Annotated in this window: 18 protein-coding genes; 7 read left to right on the top strand and 11 right to left on the bottom strand. The window is 55.5% G+C overall.

The features are described 5' to 3' along the window. Positions 1–6: 6 nt before the first annotated feature. From cbiQ to O77CONTIG1_RS02055, 4 genes are all read right to left on the bottom strand, one after another. The gene (gene cbiQ / locus O77CONTIG1_RS02040) at positions 7–879 is read right to left on the bottom strand and encodes a cobalt ECF transporter T component CbiQ (protein WP_068507662.1); all 873 of its coding nucleotides are present in this window, start codon (positions 877–879) and stop codon (positions 7–9) included. Beyond that, positions 876–1,595 carry a cobalt transporter CbiM gene (gene cbiM / locus O77CONTIG1_RS02045; protein ID WP_084782031.1) on the bottom strand — a complete coding sequence of 240 codons (720 nt, stop codon included), beginning with the start codon at positions 1,593–1,595 and terminating at the stop codon, positions 876–878. The genes cbiQ and cbiM overlap by 4 nt, the downstream gene beginning before the upstream one ends. Further along, on the bottom strand, positions 1,582–2,115 hold the full coding sequence (locus O77CONTIG1_RS02050; protein ID WP_225894664.1) for a carboxypeptidase-like regulatory domain-containing protein: 534 nt from the start codon (positions 2,113–2,115) through the stop codon (positions 1,582–1,584). Before O77CONTIG1_RS02050 ends, cbiM begins: the two co-directional genes overlap by 14 nt. Positions 2,116–2,361: 246 nt before the next feature. After that, positions 2,362–3,240 (bottom strand): DUF4382 domain-containing protein, encoded by an 879-nt coding sequence (locus O77CONTIG1_RS02055; RefSeq protein WP_172799627.1) that lies wholly within the window; start codon positions 3,238–3,240, stop codon positions 2,362–2,364. Between the two features lie 618 nt (positions 3,241–3,858). Between O77CONTIG1_RS02055 and O77CONTIG1_RS02060 the strand changes: the two genes are divergently transcribed. The 4 genes from O77CONTIG1_RS02060 to O77CONTIG1_RS02075 all read left to right on the top strand — a co-directional run bounded on the left by O77CONTIG1_RS02060 (position 3,859) and on the right by O77CONTIG1_RS02075 (position 7,311). Further along, on the top strand, positions 3,859–4,254 hold the full coding sequence (locus O77CONTIG1_RS02060) for a DUF309 domain-containing protein (protein WP_068515867.1): 396 nt from the start codon (positions 3,859–3,861) through the stop codon (positions 4,252–4,254). A 384-nt stretch (positions 4,255–4,638) separates the two neighbouring features. Next, positions 4,639–5,103, top strand: coding sequence for an LptA/OstA family protein (locus O77CONTIG1_RS02065; RefSeq protein WP_084782034.1), 465 nt, complete (start codon positions 4,639–4,641; stop codon positions 5,101–5,103). 139 nt (positions 5,104–5,242) lie between these two features. After that, positions 5,243–5,971 carry an LPS export ABC transporter ATP-binding protein gene (lptB, locus tag O77CONTIG1_RS02070; protein WP_068507664.1) on the top strand — a complete coding sequence of 243 codons (729 nt, stop codon included), beginning with the start codon at positions 5,243–5,245 and terminating at the stop codon, positions 5,969–5,971. A gap of 158 nt (positions 5,972–6,129) precedes the next feature. Beyond that, positions 6,130–7,311, top strand: coding sequence for an LptF/LptG family permease (locus O77CONTIG1_RS02075; RefSeq protein WP_286132493.1), 1,182 nt, complete (start codon positions 6,130–6,132; stop codon positions 7,309–7,311). Here O77CONTIG1_RS02075 and O77CONTIG1_RS02080 read toward each other — a convergent pair. Next, on the bottom strand, positions 7,308–8,084 hold the full coding sequence (locus tag O77CONTIG1_RS02080; protein WP_156434849.1) for a glycerophosphodiester phosphodiesterase: 777 nt from the start codon (positions 8,082–8,084) through the stop codon (positions 7,308–7,310). The genes O77CONTIG1_RS02075 and O77CONTIG1_RS02080 overlap by 4 nt on opposite strands. Positions 8,085–8,278: 194 nt before the next feature. On the opposite strand from O77CONTIG1_RS02080, the gene rpsD reads away from it, so the two are divergent. Continuing rightward, positions 8,279–8,887 (top strand): 30S ribosomal protein S4, encoded by a 609-nt coding sequence (rpsD, locus tag O77CONTIG1_RS02085; protein ID WP_068507667.1) that lies wholly within the window; start codon positions 8,279–8,281, stop codon positions 8,885–8,887. A gap of 391 nt (positions 8,888–9,278) precedes the next feature. Here the strand turns inward: rpsD and O77CONTIG1_RS02090 are convergent, their stop codons facing one another. From O77CONTIG1_RS02090 to O77CONTIG1_RS23200, 5 genes are all read right to left on the bottom strand, one after another. Continuing rightward, the gene (locus O77CONTIG1_RS02090) at positions 9,279–11,777 is read right to left on the bottom strand and encodes a glycogen/starch/alpha-glucan phosphorylase (RefSeq protein WP_410503497.1); all 2,499 of its coding nucleotides are present in this window, start codon (positions 11,775–11,777) and stop codon (positions 9,279–9,281) included. A 439-nt stretch (positions 11,778–12,216) separates the two neighbouring features. Then, positions 12,217–13,077 carry an alpha/beta fold hydrolase gene (locus O77CONTIG1_RS02095; protein WP_068507671.1) on the bottom strand — a complete coding sequence of 287 codons (861 nt, stop codon included), beginning with the start codon at positions 13,075–13,077 and terminating at the stop codon, positions 12,217–12,219. 52 nt (positions 13,078–13,129) lie between these two features. After that, on the bottom strand, positions 13,130–13,585 hold the full coding sequence (locus O77CONTIG1_RS02100; RefSeq protein WP_068507673.1) for an NUDIX domain-containing protein: 456 nt from the start codon (positions 13,583–13,585) through the stop codon (positions 13,130–13,132). 43 nt (positions 13,586–13,628) lie between these two features. Further along, positions 13,629–14,099, bottom strand: coding sequence for a thioredoxin-dependent thiol peroxidase (gene bcp, locus O77CONTIG1_RS02105; protein ID WP_068507675.1), 471 nt, complete (start codon positions 14,097–14,099; stop codon positions 13,629–13,631). A gap of 628 nt (positions 14,100–14,727) precedes the next feature. Next, positions 14,728–15,491, bottom strand: a protein-coding gene (locus O77CONTIG1_RS23200) for an IS5 family transposase (protein WP_410503483.1) whose coding sequence is annotated in 2 segments (ribosomal slippage) — positions 14,728–15,161 and positions 15,161–15,491 — 765 coding nt in all. Because the reading frame shifts where the segments join, the coding sequence is not laid out codon by codon here. Between the two features lie 107 nt (positions 15,492–15,598). Here O77CONTIG1_RS23200 and O77CONTIG1_RS02120 point away from each other — a divergent pair. Together O77CONTIG1_RS02120 and O77CONTIG1_RS02125 are read left to right on the top strand one after the other, a co-directional pair. Further along, positions 15,599–19,093, top strand: coding sequence for a PAS domain-containing protein (locus tag O77CONTIG1_RS02120; protein WP_068507682.1), 3,495 nt, complete (start codon positions 15,599–15,601; stop codon positions 19,091–19,093). A gap of 14 nt (positions 19,094–19,107) precedes the next feature. Beyond that, entirely contained in the window at positions 19,108–20,202 is a 1,095-nt protein-coding gene (locus O77CONTIG1_RS02125; RefSeq protein ID WP_068507684.1) for an ATP-binding protein, read from the top strand. Between the two features lie 34 nt (positions 20,203–20,236). On the opposite strand, the gene O77CONTIG1_RS02130 is transcribed toward O77CONTIG1_RS02125, so the two are convergent. After that, positions 20,237–22,744 (bottom strand): right-handed parallel beta-helix repeat-containing protein, encoded by a 2,508-nt coding sequence (locus O77CONTIG1_RS02130; protein WP_068507685.1) that lies wholly within the window; start codon positions 22,742–22,744, stop codon positions 20,237–20,239. Positions 22,745–22,763 lie beyond the last annotated feature (19 nt).

The raw sequence follows: 22,763 nt of genomic DNA on the forward strand, positions 1-22,763 counted from the left end.
AGCGAGCTAGCGAAACGATAGGAGATGGGTAAGTTGAGGAATGCCGGAGGAGACGGGGACGAATCCCAGCCCCAGCAGGGCGATCGCCAAACCAACTGCACCCGCCACCCCCATCACGCTAGCCAAATCGAGGGTAGAAAACGGCGTTTTTTTGTGTACTACAGGTGCAGCGCTGGATCGGGGCGTATAGCCGTAGCCGCGCAGCCGCATGGCTTTGTAGACGCGCTCAGACTGTTCATAGCTGCGGATGAGTAAGGTTCCTGCCAAAGCAGATAAGTTACCCAGATCGGTTCGCCGGGGCAGAAAAGGGATGGAGAACTTCCGATGGCGATCGCCCGATGGAACTTGCCCAAAGCCGCGCAGCCGCATGGCCAGTTTCATAGTAGCCAGGGTTTCGGCTAGGTCGAACAGGTAGCGATAGGTCAGCAGGGTCATGTCGGCCAGCACAGGCGGCAGACCGAGCGATCGCAGCGTAGCCACCAGCGTCAGAAACGGCGTTGTGCCCAGCAAAATAAAGCCCGTTGTGACGATGGCTAAAAATCGCCCCGCAATCAGCAGCATGGCAGACAGCCCTTCTTGACGCAGCGCCACGGGCCCCAGCTGCCACAGGACGGTCTGCCCCGAACAGAACGGCAGCAGCGCCACTACGCCCAGCAGAAAATAGCCCGGATAGCGCAGGCGCGATCGCAAAAACGAGAGGGGCAGCCGAGACAGCCAGTAGAGCGAGAGGGCGATCGCCAGCACCACAGGCACCAGCCACCCCCGCTCTACAAATGCAAAGGCAAACATCAGCGTTACCAGCCCCAGAAGCTTGCAACGCGGCTCCCAGCGGTGGATCGGCGAGTCGAGATGGGCAAACTCATCCATCACCAGCCTCATGCAGCCCTCCCGCCCGTCGATTTTTTTGAGGGCTGGCTGGCTGGCTGCAACGCCGACGAGTCAGATCGAGTCGGGTCTTGTAACAGCTCTGGCTTGACCCGCTGCAAAAAGCCCACCAGCATTGCTGTAAACACGCCTTCAATCATCGCCAGCGGAACATGCGACGCAACGAGTCCATAGACGGCAACCCGCTCTGCCTGAGCATCCAGTCCACCGGGAATCGTCGCCAAAATCAGCCCAAAGAAGATGATTGCCGCCAGCCCCAGCCCAATGGCTCCGGCCAAAAATGCAAACAGGAGATCTGCCAGCCGCGCCCCCAGCCGCCGCCCAAACTGATGACGGAGCCGAAACACCCAGGCGGCTATCAGTGCCGGAAAGCCCATCATCACGGTGTTAACGCCTAGCGTCGTCAGGCCGCCGTGCCCAAACATGACCGCTTGCAGAAATAGCCCAATGGCGATCGCAGGCACCGCAAAATAGCCCAACACCGCGCCCAGCAGCCCGTTCAGCACCAGATGCACACTTGCTGGCGGAATCGGAATGTGAATGGACGACGCAATGAAAAAGGCAGCTGTCAGCAGGGATGCCTTGGGGATTTGCTCCGTCACGTCTGGCATTCGGTTAATTTTCCGCAGCGCATAACCCAGCAGCGGGGCCGCCAGCGCATAGCCACCAATGCAGACGGGCGCGGGGAGGATACCATCAGGTATGTGCATTGTGAGCCTTGGGTCGTCGAGAAAAAAACAGCGCCGTTCCTACGCAACCCCAGATGACCGAAGCCGCCATGACGAATCTTTGAATTGGATTTAGCCCGCCGCCGGAGCGCAATCCCGGGGGACTGATTGCAGAGGAACTGGTTTCAGAGGAACTGGTGGCAGCGGATGCAGGTTCACCAGCGCCCGCCGCTGCACCGCCCCCTACCGGAATCACCAAAATTTCGCCATGCCCTGCCTGCCGCACTTGCACCTCCCAGTTGCCAGGTTGGGACGGGTCAGGCGCAAAGAGAAAGCGACCGGATTCATCGGCCGTGCCCCGCAGCCAGGGGGTTTGCGGATCGGCGGGCGAAAAGACTGCAACCTGGGCCCCAGACATGGGCTGTCCACCGTCGTAGCGAGCTTCCAGGGCGATCGCCTGCGTTTCCTGATAGGTAATATCAACCCCGTGGGCGTGGGCCGGTGTAGAGAGGTGGGTAATCACAAACCCGGTGGCGATCGCCAGCAAGCCGAATCGCAGCACCCCACACCGCGTAGCAACGTGCAACCTGAACCGCCAAAAGCGTTCCGAAAAGCGCCCTATCCCTTTCGCTCTCTGGTGATCCATACTCAACCCTCGCTTCAAAACGCCCAACCTTAGCTCACTCGACTAAACATGCCTATCCTGAATCAATCTGGCTAGAAATTGCCAAATCGTTCCCAAATCACTCCAAACTGTAAGACAAACGACCTGAGACTGGCGATTAAGACTGGTGACTAAAACTGGCGATTAAGACTGGCGACAGTGACCCTCGCCCACATGCCCCAGCGAGGGCAAGATGCTGTCCAACAAGTCGCGGTTTTCCTTAGACAAACTCGCGTTCAGGGTTTTCAAGTCGGCTCTGGCCTGTCCATTTTGAGCCAGCGCGGCGATCGGCTCGAAACCCAACGCTCCCATGTTGAGTTCATCCTCTGCCGGAGCATCGCCATCCCCAAACAGGTGGTCAAAGTGGAACGTGGCTTCCAGGTCGGCGTTGCTGTTCGCCTCCAGGATGCCCTTGCGTTCGTCTCCCACAAAATCCCCACAGGTAAACGTCATTTCGCGATCCAGGTTGAGCGTAAAGTTCACCGTTTGCCCATCTTTTACGCCCGTTCCCACGATCACCAGCGCATAGCCCTTGGCAGGACCGTCCTTGGCGATCGCCATCCGCCATGACAGCGCATTATAACGACCCGCCGGAGCCGCCACCTCTCCCACCAGAATCGGGTCTGCATTTTCATCGCCTGCCGCTAGGTCAACTGTTTTTTCGCCAGGCAGCGTCACCTGCTGCTGCGCCCGGATGGGGTCTGCGCCTTCGGGATTAAACGGCGGATCAGTCTGATAAGCGGTAATATCCGCTAGATTGACATACACATGGTCGAAAGACACCTCCCATCCATCCTTAGACACAAACCCCTGACGCACAAAATCCTCGCCGTTGGCCCGAATCTGCAAAGTCCCCTGACCTTGCGCCTGGGCCTGCGTTTCTCCCTGCTGGGCATTACTTTGAGGCGCATCGTCACCAGAGCAGGCAGAAAGCAGTCCAACTGCCAGCAGCGCAAACCCAGCACTTTTGACCGATGATCTAAGGGACGATTTGAATGATTGGTTTAAATAACTCTTCCACATACTTTTTTGCATGTCCTTTTGTGATGATTCAACTCGCCGTTCAAACTATGCCTGACGATGCTTGCCAAATCTTGAATTAATATTGAGTTTCTTGTCGAACACAGCAACCTCCACACAGTATCTTAGATAAGACCTGGGAGAAATAAATCTTCAGATTCACTTCAGATTCTCGACGGATTGCTGGAACTCTGTCTATGCTAAACCGGGCGATGTAATCAAGCTATACGGCCTTGAGACACAAACAGATTTAGAGCAGATTTCGCAGGTCTTTCAACAGTGCTTTTTAACACTCACAGTTAATCTGGTTGTGCCCCAGATTTCAATGCCCTCAGGGGGGATAGGACACAGATAGATATTTTGTAAATCTTTTTTATAAGAGGTAGATTAATCGACAAATAAACGCACCAGGAAAAGCTCAATTAGGGTTTTGCGGGTTCGTGCCTGATGGAAATGCTACAGGCATTCGATCGAGGTGTTTCAGGGTTTGACCGTAGAGATTTTGTATCAACAGCAACCACATTATCAATTGCCTCTTGATATCGAGAAAGCTTTACTGTTAATCCGTTGATAATTTGGTTTATCTAGTGAATTTAATCCAATGAATTGATTCAGGAAAATATGCTTGAAGCAGCATTTTGGGATGGGGTTGAGCAATTTAATCATCGCCAATTCTATGAGTGTCATGACACCCTAGAGGCAATCTGGATGGAAGCAATGGAGCCAGATCGGACGTTTTATCAGGGTGTGCTGCAAATTGCGGTGGCGCTCTATCACCTCAGCAATGGCAACGGGCGTGGGGCAACAATGCTGCTGGGTGAGGGGCTGCGGCGACTGGGGCGCTATACACCAGACTATGGCGGGGTTGATGTGGAGCAGTTGGTTCATCAAAGCGCGGCGATCTTGGAGGACTTGCAGCAGCGCGGGCCAGAACAGGCGGCGGAGCTATGGCGATCGCTCTCCACGTCTCTAGACTGCGAGGCCCCATGCCTGCCTACAATTTATCCCGTGAGATAGTGCCAAACAAGCCTGGTCGATTCGTTGCTCTGCGGATCTGTGTAGAAGGGCGATCGCCCTTGAAGAAATTCTCAGAGAATTTTTTGAGGGAACGTCTCAGAAGATCGATTTGGGAAGCTTTTTGAGGAACCTTCTGAGGCGCTCTAGCGTCTTTTTCTCTTAAAAAGCTAGGACTCTGCGGATCTCGAACTGAGGGGCACAGCGCTAGTATTGCTAATATTTTGCAGGGGCACCACGACCGTTCAGAACGCTGTCGGTTCGATTTCACTGGCTTTCGAATTCACCACCGGGCAACCCAATGATGGTTTTCTCTCGTTTTTTTAGCACTGCTACGGTAGGCGCACGTCGGGCAACGCAGGAAGCAAAACCGAAGGCGAAACAGATGTGGATCGCTGGGTTGGCGATCGCCCTGACGCTGCCCACCGCCGCCTTCCACGCTGCCACCGCGCAGGCCCCGCCCCCCGGCTGGCCAGCCCCCTCCGTCTCGAAGCAGACACTACCGAAGCCAACGCTGTCACTGGGGTCATCACGGCGCGGGGGAATGTCCGCATCACCTACCCCGCCCGACAGATCCAGGCGACCGCTGTGCAGGCACAATACTTCAGCCGCGAGCGCCGCATCGTCCTCAGCGGCAATGTCTACGTCTTGCAAGAGGGCAACAGCCTGCGTGGCGAGGTGGTCACGTACCTAGTGGACGAAGGGCGCTTTCTCGCCCTCCCCGATCGCGGGCAGCAGGTCGAAGCCATCTACATCGTGCCCGACCCCAACCCCACCACGGGCAGCAACCCCGCCGCACCGCCCGCTTTCAATCCCAAACCAGAATTCAAGCTTCCCGAAAGTCCAGAATAATTTGGATTTGCGTATTACGCATTGGGTCAGACGGATAACCCGTTTGGGTAGATTTAGGCACTTTTAGGCACTCCTGCCTTCTGAACCGCCGCTTGTTTGATAAAATCATTGGCTGATTCCATCTGCTGCGAGTACGCCGTTGAAGATTGTCTTAGAGAACATTCATAAATCTTACGGGCGGCGGCAGGTAGTCAATCGCGTCAGCCTTTCAGTTGGGCAAGGCGAAGTGGTGGGGCTGCTGGGGCCAAACGGGGCTGGCAAGACGACCACCTTTTATATTGCAACGGGAATCGAGCGCCCAGACCAAGGCCGCGTCTGGCTAGACAATCAGGAAATTACTCGTTTGCCAATTCAGGAACGCGCCAGGATGGGCGTTGGCTACTTGGCCCAAGAGCCAAGCATTTTCCGCAACCTCAGCGTGCGTGACAACATCCTGCTTGTCTTTCAACAAACAGGTGTGCCCGCTGAAGAGCATGAGGCTCGGCTCCGCGGACTACTCAAGGAATTTCGCCTGGAAACTGTTGCAGGGACACCCGGAAACCGCGTATCTGGCGGAGAGCGCCGCCGCACCGAAATCGCCCGCGCCCTGGCAGCAGGCATCCACGGGCCCCAGTTTCTTTTATTGGACGAACCCTTTGCAGGCGTTGACCCAATCGCCGTTGCCGAAATTCAGGAGATTATTGCCACCCTGCGCGATCGCCAAATTGGTATCCTAATCACCGACCACAACGTCCGCGAAACCCTCGCCATCACCGACCGCGCCTACATCATGCGCGATGGCGAAATCCTCGCCTCCGGCAGCACCGAAGAACTTTACGCCAATCCCCTGGTGCGACAGTATTACCTGGGCGATAGCTTTCAGCCTTGAGCGGGTTAGAGCATGGCGGGGTGGGGAGGGGACAGCCGGATTACTCTGATGCGAAAGCGGCTCTAAAAGCACCTCCAACCCCCCACCCTGTAACAGGCTATTCTCCCTCAGCTTCTTCCCCTGCACTTTCTTCTCCTGCACCAAACTCACCCCTTCCTATGACCACCCTCACTCGCCCCTACCAGCCCCGCCAGCCCTGGTGGCAGCGCCTTCTGCCGATTCCGGTGATGGATCGGTACATCATTTCAGAATTGCTGCCAACGTTCCTCTTTGGGGTGGGGGCGTTTACCTCAATTGGGGTATCGGTGGATAGTCTGTTCTATCTAGTGAACCAGGTGGTTGAAAAGGGACTGCCGATTGCCAAAGCCATCGAGGTGCTGCTGCTCAAGTTTCCCGAATTCATTGTGTATGGGCTGCCGATGGCGACGCTGTTGTCTACGCTGATGACCTTTGGGCGACTGTCGAGCGATAGCGAACTGGTAGCGCTGCGAGGCTGCGGCATTAGCACCCAGCGCTTGATGCTGCCTGCGCTGATTTTTTGCCTGCTGATCACGGGGCTGATGTTTGCGTTTAACGAGTCGATTGTGCCTGCGGCAAATTTGCGGGCTTCGACAACGCTGCGGGCGGCGCTGAATCAGGAGCAGGTAGAATATCGAGAGAGCAATATTCTCTATCAGGAGTTTCAACAGGTTCAACAGCCGGATGGCAGCCGCGAAAGCGCCCTAGCGCGAATTTTTTACTCGAAGGAGTTTGACGGCAAACGGATGCGGGGGCTGACGATTCTCGATTTTTCGCGGGAAGGACTCAATCAAATTGTGAGTGCCGAGTCGGCCCAGTGGAATCCGCAGCAAAGCGCCTGGGACTTTGAAAACGGCACAATTTATGTGGTGTCGCCGGATGGCTCGTTTCGGAATATTGTGCGGTTTACCGAGCAGCAGCTCGCCCTGCCGCGATCGCCCCTCGACCTGGCCCAGCGCAGCAAAGACTATGGCGAGATGAACATCGCCGAATCGCGGGAATATTTGAAGATCATCGAGCCAGCGGGCAACCTGGGCAAAATTCGCGAACTGAGGGTGCGAATTCAGCAGAAGATTTCGCTGCCGTTTGTCTGCGTCGTCTTTGGGCTGGTAGGGGCAACGCTGGGGTCACAACTGCGGCGGGCTGGGCGAGCAACTGGGTTCGCCCTTAGTATTCTGATTATTTTTGCGTACTATATCCTGTACTTCATTTTTGGGGCGATCGCCCAGGCTGGGGCCCTGCCCCCTGTGCTGGGGGCCTGGATTCCCAACCTATTTGGACTCGCTGCCGGACTTTTGCTGATGGTTCGGGCATCGCGCTAGAGTCGCCCCGCCAGCACTGCATCAGGATGCGCCGCGCGGATCTGCATTCCCACATCGGGCCGGTCGGTAATGATGCCCTGAATCCGGCGATCGCCCAGCAAATCCGTCATCAGCGGCTCATCGTTCACCGTCCACACCCAAACTGGGCGATCGCCCATCACCACCTGCGACAGCAGGCTATGGCTCAGCAGTTGCCAGTTTGGGGCGATAAAATCGGCTCGCATTTCTCGGACGCGATCGCGCACCGACTTCGCATTCAGCCGAAAGGACTTGCAAAACTTAACCGTACCATGACCAAATAAAAACCCCGCCTTAACGTCGGGGTAGTGTTGCTTGATGCGGCGGATGGCAAAGGGGTGGAACGACGTAACCACCATCGACTCAGCATCGAAGGCTGGCCTGAGGATTTCCATCACCTGCTTTTCGTAGCCGGCCTCTTTTAGCTCGACATCCAGCCGGATTTTTCCTTTGCACAAATCCACGACCTCTGTCAGGGTGGGAATATCGGGGTCGAGGGTTTGCAGTTCAGTGTAGGTCAGCTTGCGAATGGGCTTCTCGTTCACGTCGGCATCGTGGTAAATCACCAGCACCCGATCCTTGGTGCGGCGCACGTCAAACTCCACCATGTCTGCCCCAAAGGCGATCGCCCGCTCAAACGCTGACAGCGTATTTTCCTTGGCATTTGCCGATGCGCCCCGGTGGGCAATGATTAGCGGTTGCATACTCGTCCACTCCAGCGCTGAATCGTTCAGTCCATAGTCTACAGTTCCCACGGAACCTTGCTGCGTGTTCTGTATGCCAGTTGATTTTGGGTAACCGAAGAGAGACGGGTAGAGCGCCACCCCATCGAATCCCCCTCCGTTCCTCTCTCGCTTTGCTTGCAAGGTGCCTTGAAAGTTGATCTTTTCACTTCGCAGATAAAGCGATACAATGTTAGTTTTGGGAAAGCATTTCGGAGAGGAATCTAATGGCACGATATCGAGGTCCCCGCCTCAGAGTGGTGCGCCGTCTGGGAGAACTGCCCGGACTGACGCGCAAAAGCCCCAAGCGGGCATATCCCCCCGGACAGCACGGTCAGACCCGCAAAAAGCGTACTGAGTATGCCGTCCGTCTAGAAGAGAAGCAAAAGCTCCGGTACAACTACGGTCTCACCGAGCGTCAACTGCTTCGCTATGTTCGTAAAGCTCGTCGCGCCTCTGGTTCTACAGGCGAGTCGCTGCTGCAACTGCTGGAAATGCGGCTGGATAACACCGTATTTCGCATGGGCATGGCTCCGACTATTCCAGCAGCGCGTCAATTGGTGAATCATGGCCACGTCACCGTCAACGGCAGAGTGGTAGACATTCCCAGCTTCCAGTGCAAGCCCGGTATGGAAATCGGCGTGCGAGACAGCGATCGCTCTCGGAAGCTTGTAGAAGAAAATCTCCAGTTCCCCGGTTTGGCAAACCTGCCCAGCCACCTGGAGTTTGACAAAAACAAGCTGACTGGTAAGGTAAACGGCGTAATCGATCGGGAATGGGTTGCGCTGTCGATCAATGAACTGCTAGTGGTGGAATACTACTCTAGACAGGCGTAAGAATTTCTGCGGACGGGCGATCGAGCTAGTCAGACGGCTTACAGTCAAACCCGCAAATTCTACGCAAAGTTCCCAATACTTCCAGATTACTTTCCAAAAAAATTCCAGTGTTGGCACTCGTGCGGCTGCGATGCCCTCTCTGAATCCGAATTGTTTTAGCGAAATATCAGGCGACTAGCCCAAAGTTGGCACGTTTGATAGAAGGCAAGCCTCCGGTGATCCGTCAGTCATCGGAGGCTTTTAATCTCTTGGGGATTCTCGACGAATTGGCCGGGGCGTTGGTCTGCTAAGGAGTGGATTTATAAAACGATTGCAGTACTACCGGATGAGGGCCTTTCTTGTTTCGCTAAAACTTCTCAGACACCCTCCTTGCCACTCCTCACCCCAACCCCTAGATCTGTCGAAGTCCTGCCGTTTCTGAGCGATATTCGCCCAGCGTCACACTTATCGGCTGCACGTGCCAGATGTCGTTGCAGTATTCCCGAATCGTGCGATCGGATGAGAACTTACCCATCCGAGCTACGTTCAGAATCGACATTCGCGTCCATTCGTCCTGGTTTCGATAGGCCTCGGTAACGCGATCTTGGCAGTCCACATAGGCGCGGTAGTCTGCCATCAGCATATACTCGTCGCCGTGCATCAGTGCGTCTACGATCGCCCGGAATAGATCCGGCTCCTTGGGTGAGAAGTAGCCGGAGCGGATAGAATCCACGACCTGGCGCAGTTCCTCATCGCCCTGATAGAAATGCTGCGGGTTGTAGCCCTTAGCTTTTATCTCCAGCACTTCGGGCGCAGTCAGCCCAAACAGGAAGAAGTTCTCTGCACCCACCTCTTCGCGAATTTCCACGTTTGCGCCGTCCAGCGTGCCAATGGTCAGCGCCCCGTTTAGCGCAAACTTCATGTTGCCAGTGCCCGATGCCTCTTTGCCAGCGGTGGAAATCTGCTCCGACAGGTCGGCAGCGGGATAGGAGATTTCACCCAGGGCCACGCCGTAGTTAGCCAGGAAGATCACCTTGAGGCGATCGCCCACGTCGGGGTCATGGTTCACCATGTCAGCGACGGAGTTGATTAGCTTCACCACCATCTTGGCCATAAAATATCCCGGAGCCGCCTTGCCGCCAAAAATCACCGTGCGCGGCAGCATATCCATGCCAGGATTCGCCTTCATCCGGTGATACAGCGTAATCACATGCAGCACGTTCAGCAACTGCCGCTTGTATTCGTGAATTCGCTTGATCTGCACGTCAAACAGCGAATGGGGGCTAACTTCAATGCCATTGTTGCGGAGAATGTGATCTGCCAGCCGCTGCTTGTTGAACTGCTTGATGTCGCGCCAGCGCTGTTGAAAATCGGCATGATGAACAAATTCCTCCAGCCGACGCAGGTCGTCCAGGTTTGTAATCCAACGGTCGCCAATCTTTTCAGTAATTAGGCTTGACAGCGCCGGATTGCTCATCAGCAGCCAGCGCCGGGGCGTAATGCCGTTGGTCTTGTTCTGGAACTTCTCCGGGAACATCTCGTAGAAGTCATGCATGAGTTCCTGCTTCACCAGCTCGGTGTGCAGCGCCGCTACGCCGTTGACCGTGTGGCTGCCGACGCAGGCCAGATGCGCCATCCGCACCATCTGCTCATGCCCTTCCTGAATCAGCGACATGCGGGCCAGGCGCTCTGGCTCATCAGGATACTTTGATCGCACCTCATCCAGAAACTTGTAGTTAATTTCGTAGATGATTTCCAGGTGGCGCGGCAGCAGCTTGCGGAACAGGTTCACCGACCACTTCTCCAGCGCCTCCGCCAGCAGCGTGTGGTTGGTGTAAGCAAAGGTGCGGCGAGTGATGTCCCAGGCGTGGTTCCACTCGACACCATGTTCATCGATCAGCAGGCGCATCAACTCTGCCACGCCGATCGCCGGGTGGGTATCGTTGAGCTGGATCGCCACCTTGTCGGGAAAAGCGTCGAAATTGTCATGCTTCCGCAGGTATAGGCGAATGATGTCTTGTAGAGAACAAGAGACGAAGAAATATTCCTGCTTGAGCCGCAGTTCCTTACCTTGGGGCGTGTTGTCGTTAGGATAGAGAACCTTGGAAATGTTTTCCGAGAAGGTCTTTTCAGCAACTGCCTGGGTGTAGTCGCCCGCGTCGAACACCTGGAAGTTGAAATCTTCGCCAGCGCGGGCACTCCACAGCCGCAGCGTGTTCACCGTGTTGTTGTGGTAGCCTGGAACGGGTGTGTCATAGGGCGTGCCGTAGACCGTGTTGCGGGCCATCCAGTGGACGCGGTAGTTGCCCTGGTCGTCGGTAAAGGCTTCGGTGTGTCCGCCAAATTTCACCTCGACAACGTAGTCGGGGCGGGCGATCTCCCAGGGGTTGCCAAAGCGCAGCCAGTTGTCGGGGCATTCGTGCTGCCAGCCGTTGGCGATGAGCTGGCGGAAGATGCCGAACTCGTAGCGGATGCCGTAGCCCATTGCGGGAATTTCCAGCGTCGCCATCGAGTCTAGAAAACAGGCAGCCAGACGACCCAGCCCGCCGTTGCCCAGTCCGGGTTCTTCTTCGCGCTCTAGCAGGTCGTCCAGGTTTAGCCCAGATTCTTTGAGGGCTTGGCGCATTTGGTCGTACATGCCCAGATTGATCAGGTTGTTGACCAGCAGCCGCCCGATGAGAAACTCGGCGGAGAGATAGTAGACCATCTTGGCATCGCGCTCAAAATAGGTCTGGGCGGTCTTGATGCGGCGATGGGTGAGGCGATCGCGCACCGTGTAGGCCAGCGCCATGTAATAGTCGTAGGCCGTTGCAAAGTATTCATCTTTCCCCTGGATGCAGTACAGGTTATCTGCTAGGGCCCGCTTAAGCGTACCCACTTCCATTCCAGTGCGATCGTCCTCTACATGCATATATCCAGTCATTCCTACGGAGATGTCGTGAAAGAGATGCTTGAACCACGAAACCATTGCGAATCTCATGAGAATCTCAGAGCTGCTCTGGCAAAACTGGCCAGGCTGCAAACCTGATCCACTTCTGAAAACGTGCCTTATGCAGCTAAGAAATTCATCACTTCATAGCATTTCTTGATGTGTCGGATTCAATGTTTCGAGTCGTTTGAAGTTGCTTGAAGTTACTTGAAGTTGTCTGAAATATCTGAAACACACTGTTACCTAAACCAGTTCCTAAGTCTAATACTTAAATCTAAACTTACCCATCGACCTCCAGAAACCGCTAGATGCAACCTACATCGCTCAGTATGGCTGGATTAGTGCGTTAGATTACAGTTCTTCAGGCTTCAGATTAACTTCAGGATCACAGCGACAGTGGATGTTTGACGGCGGCAACTGGTCAGCCCTGGCTGCGGATAAAAGCGTGAATCGAGCGGGCGACGGCTTCTGGGGACGTTTGCAATAAATCTTGACCTGGCAGCGTTTGCACCTGAGCCAGAGGGGCATCGGTGTAGGCGCGAATCTGGGCGGCGATGAGGGAGCGTTCTGCGTCGCCTTGCAGCAGCAGCAGCGGTACTTTGAGCCAGGAGAGATGCTGTCCGTGGGTTCCGGTCGAGCTGCTGATCGGGCCGCTGGTCGAGCCACTAGACGTGCCGCCGATGTATTCTGCCTGAATTTCCACCGGGCGACGGTTGAACAAGATTTGGCTGGCTGCGGGCGATCGCCGCCATAAACGCACCCGCTCTTGCAACTTCAGCAGGCTGCGCCAACCTAGCAACCTTGCGACGGGCGCAACCAGATTCAGCAGCCAGCGAGCTAGAGGGACGCGGGAGACGAGCGATCGCCCACCGCGCCACCGCTGTTCGCTCCCCACCACCTTCACCCCCTCCGGAGCCAGCAGCACCAGTCCATCCACCTTTTCTTCGTGCTTTAGCGCAAAACTCGCCGCCACCCAAGCCCCTACGCCCACGCCCACCAGGGAGACCCGCCGCAGCCGCAGCGCCTCCAGCCACTCTGCCAGACAGTCCACCTCCAGCGCCACAGAATAATGCAGCCGCGGCCGCTCCGACTCGCCAAAACCCAGCAAATCTGGCATCAAACAGTGATACCGCTCGGCTAGTAGATCCACCACCGCTAGCCACTCGCCACCGTCGCTCCAGGTGTCGTGGAGCAGCACGATTGGCACGCCTTGCCCCACCTCACGCCAAAAGATCTGTCCCTGGGACAGGCGAATGCGTCCGTTGCGAATAGGTAGAGTCATCCTAAGGTGTCTGAAGTCGTCGGGATATGGGGAACCGACCCCAGACTACACATTACGCTAGCGTTGTCAGTCCTGCAAAATAATCCTGAAGCTGGCGATCGTGGTCGTGAGACAGATGCCCATGGGGAATTGCAGTCGGCTCAAATGCTCGCACCTCTTCCACCTCTAGCAGGTCTTGCACCATAAACGCGCCTTCGACCTCAACGGCGATCGCAATACAGATCGAGTGAAACCGGGGGTCGCGACCGGGCGACGAATACACACCCACTAACCGCCGCACGTTGATCAGCCGCAGTCCTGTCTCTTCCTCTAGTTCCCGCTTTACTGAACTGTGGATATCTTCTCCCCAATCAATCATTCCACCAGGCAAACTCCAGCGCCCGTTGTCGCGTCGCTTCACCAGCACAATTTTGCCATCGGGCAGAATGGGGATGATGCTGGTGCCCGTCAGCGGATGCCGAAACACCACGCCGAGTCCTGTTTTCAGATATCGCCAGACTTGGTTCATAACGGGTTAGGGCTGGGATAATTGCAGGCTGGTCTGGAGCTATCTATGCCCTAAGCGCCGCCAAATCTTCGAGGATTTGCGTTGCGTGATTGTCGGGCTTGACCTTGAGGTAGACTTTGGCAATCTTTCCATCCGGGTCAATCAGGAAGGTATTGCGGCTGATGCCCATATATTCCTTGCCCATAAACTTTTTCAGCCCATAGCTCTCGTAAGCCGTGCCGACTGCGCCATCGGCATCCGTCAACAGTGGGAAAGGCAGATTATACTTGGTCGTAAACTTGGTGTGCGATTTGGCATCGTCGGTGCTAACACCCAGCACCACCACGTCGCTAGCCTCGTAATCTGCATAGGCATCGCGAAACCCGCAGGCTTCGGTCGTACATCCCGGCGTATTGTCTCGCGGGTAGAAATACAGCACGACCCACTTGCCGCGAAAATCCTTGAGGTTTACAGGATTACCGTTGCCGTCGGGGAGGCTAAAGTCGGGGGCGGGGTCACCAGGTTTGAGCGGCATAGGGAGCTAGCGAATTAGAGTTTATGTCAAAAGTTTGGAGGTCAGAGCTTAGACTGTAGAGCTAAACGTTTGGGGGCACTCAGCCCGGGAATCTGAGAATCAGAAATTCCCTCATAAATTGTAAACGGTGCGTTACGTCTTGTCTGTTTTAATCCTGCATCTTGCCCCTTGGGAAGGACCAGCAGGATGAACGAAGATGCTCCTAATGCTCCATATCATGCTGTCTGTAGAGATCTAGCAGAGATTCAGCGGAGATTCAGCCAGGTTGACAAGTTTTGAAATGATTCAAAACTTAGAAAACAATTGCTGTTCTAAGTCTTGCCTGACTTGAAAGAACAAGTTGAAAGGATAAAGAGGAATATAAAAGCTTTCTCAAAGTCCTCAAGAGGACTTGATTTCTGGAACAGGCATCGCGTATGTATAAGACTCTGGTTTCATCAGAGAAATCTATGATGGAAGTTTATAAAGGCTAATTATGAAGGCTAGTAAAGAAGCTGATGAAGAAAACCGGGCAAGAAATTTGGCGAAATTTGGCGGCCGTTCAGTCGTCTAAGTTATGAGATAAGTTATGAGAATTTACGGGTTTATTTCTGTTTCTTTAGAGCTTTTGTAGAGCTAGGGCGTGTGATCAATTAAGCCAAGTCAGGGCAGCCGCCATGTAAATTGCACCCAGAAACGTTTCGGCTAACTTGTCATAGCGTGTCGCAATCGCTCGGTACTGCTTGAGTTTGGCAAAGAAGTTCTCAATTAAGTGCCGCGCTTTGTATAGCTCCTTGTCGTATTCACGCGGTGTCTTGCGGTTTCGCTTGGGCGGAATCACAGCAGCCTTGCCCTGTTGTTGGAGTCGCTCAATCACCCGTTGGTCTGCGTCATATCCTTTGTCAGCCAGGACTGTATCAGCTTGAATGTTCTCTAGCAGCACATCAGCCCCATCAAGGTCACAGGTCTGCCCGGGTGTGAGGTGAAAGCCTGTCGGATTGCCCAGTGCATCGACAGTCGCATGAATCTTGGTGCTCAATCCCCCTTTACTACGACCAATGGCTTGGGCATTGGCATCCCCCCCTTTGCCCCAGCACTATGCTGATGAGCACGCACAATCGTGGTGTCGATCATGGCGTATTCGTTGTCTGCATCTTCAGACAGCACCTGAAACACCCGTTGCCATACGCCCGTCTTTGCCCAGCGCCGAAAGCGGGTGTGAACCTTGCGAAAATGACCAAACCGCTCTGGCAAGTCTCGCCAGGGAATGCCGGCTCGATATCGATATAGCACTGCCTCGACAAACAGACGATTATCCTTTGCTGTGACTCCCACCGCCCCCGCTCGTCCAGGGAGCAAATCTTGGAGCCGTTCCCATTGGTCATCGCGCAGGGCGTAGCGTCGGGTTGTCATAATCGTCAGATAGCTGAATCACTGCTGATTACAGCTTATCTAATTGATGACACTCCCTAGTGTGCGATCGCCCTCTAGTCCGCCTCACGTTCGCCTGACAATATCCGATGGACGAGTCGCAAACGCCCAAATCTCAGGTTCACCCAGTCTCGTCTGCGGGGCAGCCGGGTCATTTGGGCTGGGTTTTAGAGGGCGAAGCCGCGCTGCGATCGCGCATTGCTGAGCTAGAAGCCCAACTTCAGCAGCAGCAGATCGCGCTCCAGCAAGCTCAAGCGGCGCAGCAGACTAGGGAACAATTGCAGGGCTTGCTAGATGGCGTAGATGCGGCGATCGCCCAAATTCGTCATTTTGCCGATGGGCGCTGGCACTATGTTTACTGCTCCGCTGGCTATGCCCACATCTTTGGCTACTCCGCTCAGGACTTCATCGCGCAACCCGACCTGTGGCAGCAACAGGTTCATCCAGACGATCGGGCGATCGCCCAGACGATCTTTGCCAGCATCCTCGCCGTTGACTCAGACACCCCCCTCAGCCAGCGCACCTTTGCGGTGGAATATCGCTTTACCCACAAAACTGAGGGTCTGCGCTGGATTAGTACCCGATTTCGAGTGCAGCCCCCCGTTCCATCTGTGGATGGGCAAACCAGTCAGGTTGTGAATGTCCTGAGCTTCGATATTACAGATCGAAAACAGGCAAATCTAGCTTTGCAAAAACAAGAAGTCGTCCTGAGGGCTGCGCTCGACCTCAACCATATTGGGCTGTGGGACTGGAACCTGGAGACGGGGCAAGTCACCTGGAACGACAACCATTTTCGACTGCTAGGGCTAACGCCCAACCATCAGCAGTCCACCTATGACCTGTGGCGGCAGTCCGTCCATCCCGACGACGTGGACTACGCTGAGCGAATGGCCGAACTCGCGCTCACTCAACACCAGGACTGCCGAGCCGAGTATCGGGTGATCTGGCCAGATGGCTCAGTCCGCTGGATGTTGGCGCTGGCTCGCGGCCGATACGATGCCCATCAAGTGCCCATCCAGATGATTGGCGTATTGATGGATATCACGTCTCGCAAGCAGGCAGAAGAAGCCGTGCGGCTGTCTGAGGCTCGGCTGGCAGGCATTCTCGACATTGCCGCAGATGCCATTATTTCGGTTGACCAGTCTCAGCGGATCATTCTGTTTAATCAGAGCGCCGAGCGCATTTTTGGCTATGGCAGCGCTGAGGTGATGGGGCAATCAATCGATTTGCTGCTGCCCCAGGGTTTCTTTGAAACAGACCGTGAAGCAATCCATGAGTCAACGTCGTTGCGATCGCCCCATCAGCGATCGCCCCTCCACTCAGAACCGCAGCGATGGAACAATCGGCTCTTGGGCGAGGTGCGGGCCCGCCGCAAAGACGGCAGCGAGTTTCCGGCCGAAGCCTCGGTGTCCAAGTTGGTGCAGGGTGGAGAGGTCGTGTTCACCACCATTCTGCGAGACATCAGCGATCGCAAGCGAATTGAGGCCGATCGTTTGCAGGCCCAGGCCTCGCTGCATCAGCAATTTGCCCGCGAACGAGCGCTCAACCGGGTCATGCAGGCGATTCGCAACTCGCTTGACCTGGAAGATATTTTTGCCACGGCTACCCGTGAATTAGCCTCTTTGCTGGCGGTGAACGGCGCTTGGGTATCGCGCTACGACGCGCAGCGACGGGTTTGGGTAGACGTAGCCAGCTACTCTCACAGCCCCAATTTTCGCGCACCAGGTCTAGAAATTCCCGATGACAATAATCCGGTTGCGGCTCGGCTAAAACGCCTGGAAATGGTGCAGCTGGATCGCACAGATGGCCTGTCGGTGGTTGACCCGGCGTATCCAGTTGAGAGCGATCCTGTATTGGGTCACTGGCTGCTGATGCCGCTGCGGGTGGAGGGCCTGGTCTGGGGGGCGCTGGGGCTGGCGTGCAATAGACACTCAAAGACGTGGCGAGAAGATGAGCTGGCGCTGGTGCGCCTGGTTGCAGATCAGATGGCGATCGCCATTCAGCAATCCCATCTGTATCAAACAGCCCAGGCAGAACTTGCCGAGCGGCAGCGGGTCGAAGCCGACCTCCAACGCCTCAACCGTGAGCTGGAACAACGAGTGCGCGAACGCACCGCCCAACTCCAGATCTCGCTATCCATCGCCCAAATGGGCATCTGGGAGCACGACATAGCGACTGGAGCGCAAACCTGGTCGCCCGAAAACTACGCCGTTCTGGGCTATTGCACCGATGCCGACGGGCGCGTCCTCGATTCCCACGGCAACGAGATCAGCCCCCGTCCGGTTCACCAGTCGTTCTATGAACGGGTTCATCCCAACGACCAAGATTTGTTAGAAACAACAGAACGCGAATCTTTGCAAACCCACACGCCCTACGACCTGGAGTATCGCGTCGTTTGGCTAGACGGCTCTACGCACTGGCTCTACGAACGGGGCACATACTTATTTGATGATGCAGGTATCGCGGTTAAGCTGATTGGCGTGACGATGGACGTAACCCATCTCAAACAAACCGAAGCCGCACTGCGCCAGAGCGAACAAATGTTTCGGCAACTGTTTGAAAATGCCCCTATCGGTATCCTGCTGCTGTCGCCAGAGACAGGACGCATCCTCCGAGCAAACCAGCGCTTCTGCCAAATGCTCGGCTACACTGTCGAAGAAATAACTCGCTTCACCCCCGCAGATATTACCCATCCTGCCGACTGGAATTTGTCTGCACCGCTGCTGGAGCAAGCCATGCGCGAAACCAGCCATCCCAAAAGCCCACAGGAAGTTCCCCATTTCCGCATTGAAAAGCGCCTAATTCACAAAGACGGGCATACCCTCTGGGTAGAACTGACGGCCTGCTTTGTCCGCAATGATCTGAGCCGATTGGGCTATGGCGTGGCGATGGTGCAGGAAATTGGCGATCGCAAACAGGCCGATGCCCAAATTCGCACCTCCCTCCAGGAAAAAGAGGTGCTGCTCAAAGAGATCCACCATCGCGTCAAGAATAACTTGCAGGTGATTTCCAGCCTGCTGCGAATGCAGGCCCGCCGCCTAGACGATCGCACCACGGCGATGCTGCTGCTAGAATCCCAAAATCGGGTGCAGTCGATGGCGATTATTCACGAGCAGCTCTATCAATCGGCCAATTTCTCGCAAATTGACCTGGATAACTATATTCGGACGCTGGTGGCCAATTTGTTTCAAACCTATGGCGTAAATCCAAAACACATCGTTCCGGCGATCGCTACCCACGGCTTCAGCCTCAACCTCAACACAGCCATTCCCTGCGGCCTGATTATCAACGAGCTAGTCTCGAATGCGCTGAAATATGCCTTCCCAGAAGGCCAATCCGGTAATATTACTATCTGTGTAGAAATTCAGCCACCTGACGACGGCACAACATCCTGCCTGGGAACGCTAACGGTGAGTGACGATGGTGTTGGAATGCCGCCCGATTTGGACTGGCAGCACACCAACTCCTTGGGACTGGTCATCGTCCGCAGCCTAGTTGCCCAATTGCAGGGCGACTTAGAGCTTCAGCGTGAATTGGGGACAGCGTTTATCATTCGTTTTCCAATCGCTAATCTGCCCGCTTAACAGCCCGTTATCCTATGCCACCCACCCGTCTGCTCATTGTTGAAGATGAACACCTGATTGCATACGACCTGCGGGAATCGCTAGAGCGGTTTGGCTACGAAATTGTGGCAGTTGCCGATACGGGCATCGACGCAGTGCGACGGGCCGAGCAACTGCGACCCGATTTGGTGCTGATGGACATCCGACTGCCTGGAGAGATAGACGGTATCGATGCTTCTGAACAAATTCAAACCCAACTCCACATTCCTGTGGTTTACCTCACAGCCAATGCTGATCAAGCGACGCTAGAGCGAGTTACAGCCTCGCACCCCTATGGATACGTCCTCAAACCCTTCAACGATCGCATTCTAGCGACCACAATTGAAATTGCCCTGGCCCGCCACCGCGCCGAAACTGCTGCCGAAGCCGCTCAACGACTGACCGAAGCCGAAATGCAGCGCCGCGCCGAACGCCTGGCCGTGGTTTCCCACGAAATTCGCACGCCGCTGATGGCGATTCGAGCTTGTATTGATTCATTACAACGCTATGGCAACCTGCTCCCTCCGGATAAACAGCAGCAGCATCTTCAGCAGATCCAAACCGCTGCCGAAAGTCTCAGCCTGTTGCTAGAAGATATTCTTTTGCTAGAGCGAATGCATTCCGACCGTCTGGAATTCCTCCCTACACCCATTGATGTGGCGAGCTTTTGCGAAGAGCAGGTAGAGGTCTGGCGCTACACCTCTGACCATCAGTGTGAATTAGCATTCTCCTCAGACGGAGCGCCTTGCATTACTCGGCTTGATCACAAGCTGCTATGGCATGTGGTAAACAATCTGCTATCCAATGCTGTGAAGTATTCCCCTGACGGAGGCTGCGTGTCTCTAACGGTGTCTTGCCAGCCAGACATGATTGGGCTTCAGGTCAAAGATGAGGGCATTGGCATTCCACCAGAAGCGATGCCGCAATTGTTTGAGCCGTTTCACCGAGCCAGCAATGTTGGTGAAATTCCGGGGACGGGTCTGGGATTGGCGATCGCCAAACGCTGCATCGACCTCCACGGCGGCCAGATTAGCGTAAAAAGCACCCTGGGGGAGGGCACTGTGTTTACCGTGCAGCTAAGCAGATTGTGAGGATTCAACAAGAACAGCAAAGGCGCAGGTTTGACTATCGGAAGCAAGATTGTGCCCCTGGCTTGTTTGTAAAGACAGGCGGCCCTGGCAGCAGTTCCACCGTCCCCGTATTGCGCGTGGCAACCGTCGGCAAATCGCCCACCTCAAACAGCCCCGATGCCGGGTTGCTCAAGCGAATTCCTGCTGCACTCGTGTTGTTATTCACCACCGCACACACATCAGCAGCATTGCTGGTCGATGTAACGTTCAAATCTGGGTTGCCTGCCGTCAGATTGTCGGCGATTCGGTTGTCCTGAATATCGGCAATCGCAGTCGCAGCACTGTTAACCGTGAGACTAATGCCTGCCTGCGAATTACCAGAAATTTCATTGTCGCTGATGCCGCGAGAGTTATTTGCCACATCCGTCACGAATTCCTGAAAGGAGCGGTTGTTTGCAACGGCCTGGATGCCCGGCCCGCCATTATTGCGGAGGATGTTGTTCCCGATGCCAAACTCCTGCGCCGCCAGGCCATTAGCCGTGATATCAATGCCTGCACCGCCATTGTTTTCGATTCGGCTGCGACGGAGGTAGACCTCCTGAGCAGAGGTCGTTAGGCTATCTAGCACGCTACCCACAACCTGCACACCCGCTCCACCGCTCCCCTGAATAACGACGTTTTCCAGGGTGACCTCTTGAGAACCTGTGTTATCTGCCTGAATCAGGACACCCTGGCTACCGCTGTTGAGAATGCGACCCCGACGGAGTTCGATTTGCTGATTGCCCACGTCGTTGGCCTGCACCAAAAGTCCCTGGTCGCGGCTGTCTGTAATCACCACGTTTTGTAGAGCGATGGTTTGTTCAGGGGTGAGGCTGGCAGGGCGATCGCCCTCCACCACCATCTCAATTCCTACCCGCTGACCGCTGGCTCGATAGCGGGCGATGGTCACTTGGGTTGTGCCGTCGGTAGTGTTGCGAATCAGCATCCCCTGCCCAGAACCCGCCCCGCCCGCAATGTTGCGAAGCTGATGGTCAAATATGACGACGCTGCCCGTTACGTTGTCCAAGAAAACGCCGCGATCGCCCGCATTCCGAATCGAGTTATCGCGCAGTTCAACATCTCGAATGCTAGTGCCGACAATCGCATTGCCCGCCGCCTCCTCTAGGCGAAATCCGGCTAAGACGGTACGGTTCCCCAATCTCACCAGATCTGCGCCGCCGCCTCGGATCACCGGAAAATTGCCATCCCCTGACAGGGGCAGCCGCACCAAAACACCATCGCGATAATTCAGCACTGGGGAAAAGGGCAGCCGCACATCTGTTCGAGGAAAGCCCGGGAAGGGCAAACCACCGAGTAGCTGGGCTGGCCCCTGGGATAGCACCTGTACCCGATCGGGAATGGTGAAGGCAGGAATATCCACCCTGCGCCCTGCATCGACGTACACCACATCGTTGCCGTCAGAGCGAGTGGCATTAAGAGCCGCTTGAACGGTTCCAAAGGGTCGCTCAAACGTCCCGTCGCCGCCTGCCCCCCGGCCCAAAATCACATGATGAAACCGATACGGCTGCTCTTCTTCCGGGTTCATCAAGGGCATCGTCACCTGCTGGGTCGAGCGCTCGACTTCTTGTTGACGATCAAGGGCAATGCCTCGCGCCCGCAGGATCGGCTCACCGAGTCGGGCCTGAACCAGCATCGGATTGCCGATCGGCCCGCGAGGGCGAATCCGGGGAAAGGTGAGCGTGGCTGAAAAGAGTAAGTGAGTGCCAAACAGATCGTCATCTTGGAGGGCGAGGCCCAGGTTCAAGCTAGGATTGACATCTGCATCTAGGCGCAACCGCCAACCCGAGGCGCTGTCGCCGCCTGCGGGGTCATAGAAATAGATGCCGCCATAGCCCCGCAAGTCTCCTCCCTGCCAGTGGGCAAGCCGAGCGCCTGCTTCCAGGTCAAACCCGCCAGCGGCCGCTTCGTAGGTTCGCAATCGCTGCTCCTCGATCAGATTTTCCAGGAGCAGAAAGTTGCCCTGAAAGCGGGCGCTGGTGTTCAGGAGGTTGCTGATTTCCTGTTCGCGATCGACCTGACGGCGATCGCCAATCGGCAGGTAAGCATTGAAATGAAAATCCCAAATCGCGCCTAAGCTTTCTACCCCCAGCCCCAACTGATGAAACGTATTACGCCGGGTCTGGCGATTGTCGTAGGCCAGATAGCCCCCCCAGATCCGGTTGTCATCCGCATCGTAGAATCGGTGCCCCAGAAGCAGACTGCCTCCGAGGTTGCTCTCTTCACCCAGGTAAAGCCTTGGCTCCAGGAAGGTAATCCGCTCCCCCGGAGATTGATGCAGCGGGATAAATCCTTCCAGGTTTACTGCCTCTTCGTAACCCGATCCACCCGTGTTATAACCTGCGCTAGCCCGCACTGGAATAACCAAGTCAATTGCAGAATTACTCGTGGGGGTATCGGGCGGGGGGGCTTCCTGGGCGCTGATGGGGCTTGGATTGAGAAAACCACTCAGCAGTACCTCTAGCAGGAGTCCACAGGAAACAAGCTTTAGGGGAAAACACTTCATCTTGGTTAGGGGTAAGCTC

This window comes from Leptolyngbya sp. O-77, assembly GCF_001548395.1.
Classification (GTDB): Bacteria; Cyanobacteriota; Cyanobacteriia; order Elainellales; family Elainellaceae; genus Thermoleptolyngbya.

Excerpts from the sequence above, each read along its gene's own strand:
- O77CONTIG1_RS02060 (WP_068515867.1), top strand. The coding sequence starts at position 3,859 with ATGCTTGAAGCAGCATTTTGGGATGGGGTTGAGCAATTTAATCATCGC.
- rpsD (WP_068507667.1), top strand. The coding sequence starts at position 8,279 with ATGGCACGATATCGAGGTCCCCGCCTCAGAGTGGTGCGCCGTCTGGGA.
- bcp (WP_068507675.1), bottom strand. The coding sequence starts at position 14,099 with ATGCCGCTCAAACCTGGTGACCCCGCCCCCGACTTTAGCCTCCCCGAC.
- O77CONTIG1_RS02130 (WP_068507685.1), bottom strand. The coding sequence starts at position 22,744 with ATGAAGTGTTTTCCCCTAAAGCTTGTTTCCTGTGGACTCCTGCTAGAG.
- O77CONTIG1_RS02090 (WP_410503497.1), bottom strand. The coding sequence starts at position 11,777 with ATGCATGTAGAGGACGATCGCACTGGAATGGAAGTGGGTACGCTTAAG.
- O77CONTIG1_RS02125 (WP_068507684.1), top strand. The coding sequence starts at position 19,108 with ATGCCACCCACCCGTCTGCTCATTGTTGAAGATGAACACCTGATTGCA.
- O77CONTIG1_RS02055 (WP_172799627.1), bottom strand. The coding sequence starts at position 3,240 with ATGTGGAAGAGTTATTTAAACCAATCATTCAAATCGTCCCTTAGATCA.
- cbiM (WP_084782031.1), bottom strand. The coding sequence starts at position 1,595 with ATGCACATACCTGATGGTATCCTCCCCGCGCCCGTCTGCATTGGTGGC.
- O77CONTIG1_RS02075 (WP_286132493.1), top strand. The coding sequence starts at position 6,130 with ATGACCACCCTCACTCGCCCCTACCAGCCCCGCCAGCCCTGGTGGCAG.
- cbiQ (WP_068507662.1), bottom strand. The coding sequence starts at position 879 with ATGAGGCTGGTGATGGATGAGTTTGCCCATCTCGACTCGCCGATCCAC.
- O77CONTIG1_RS02120 (WP_068507682.1), top strand. The coding sequence starts at position 15,599 with ATGGACGAGTCGCAAACGCCCAAATCTCAGGTTCACCCAGTCTCGTCT.
- O77CONTIG1_RS02100 (WP_068507673.1), bottom strand. The coding sequence starts at position 13,585 with ATGAACCAAGTCTGGCGATATCTGAAAACAGGACTCGGCGTGGTGTTT.
- O77CONTIG1_RS02095 (WP_068507671.1), bottom strand. The coding sequence starts at position 13,077 with ATGACTCTACCTATTCGCAACGGACGCATTCGCCTGTCCCAGGGACAG.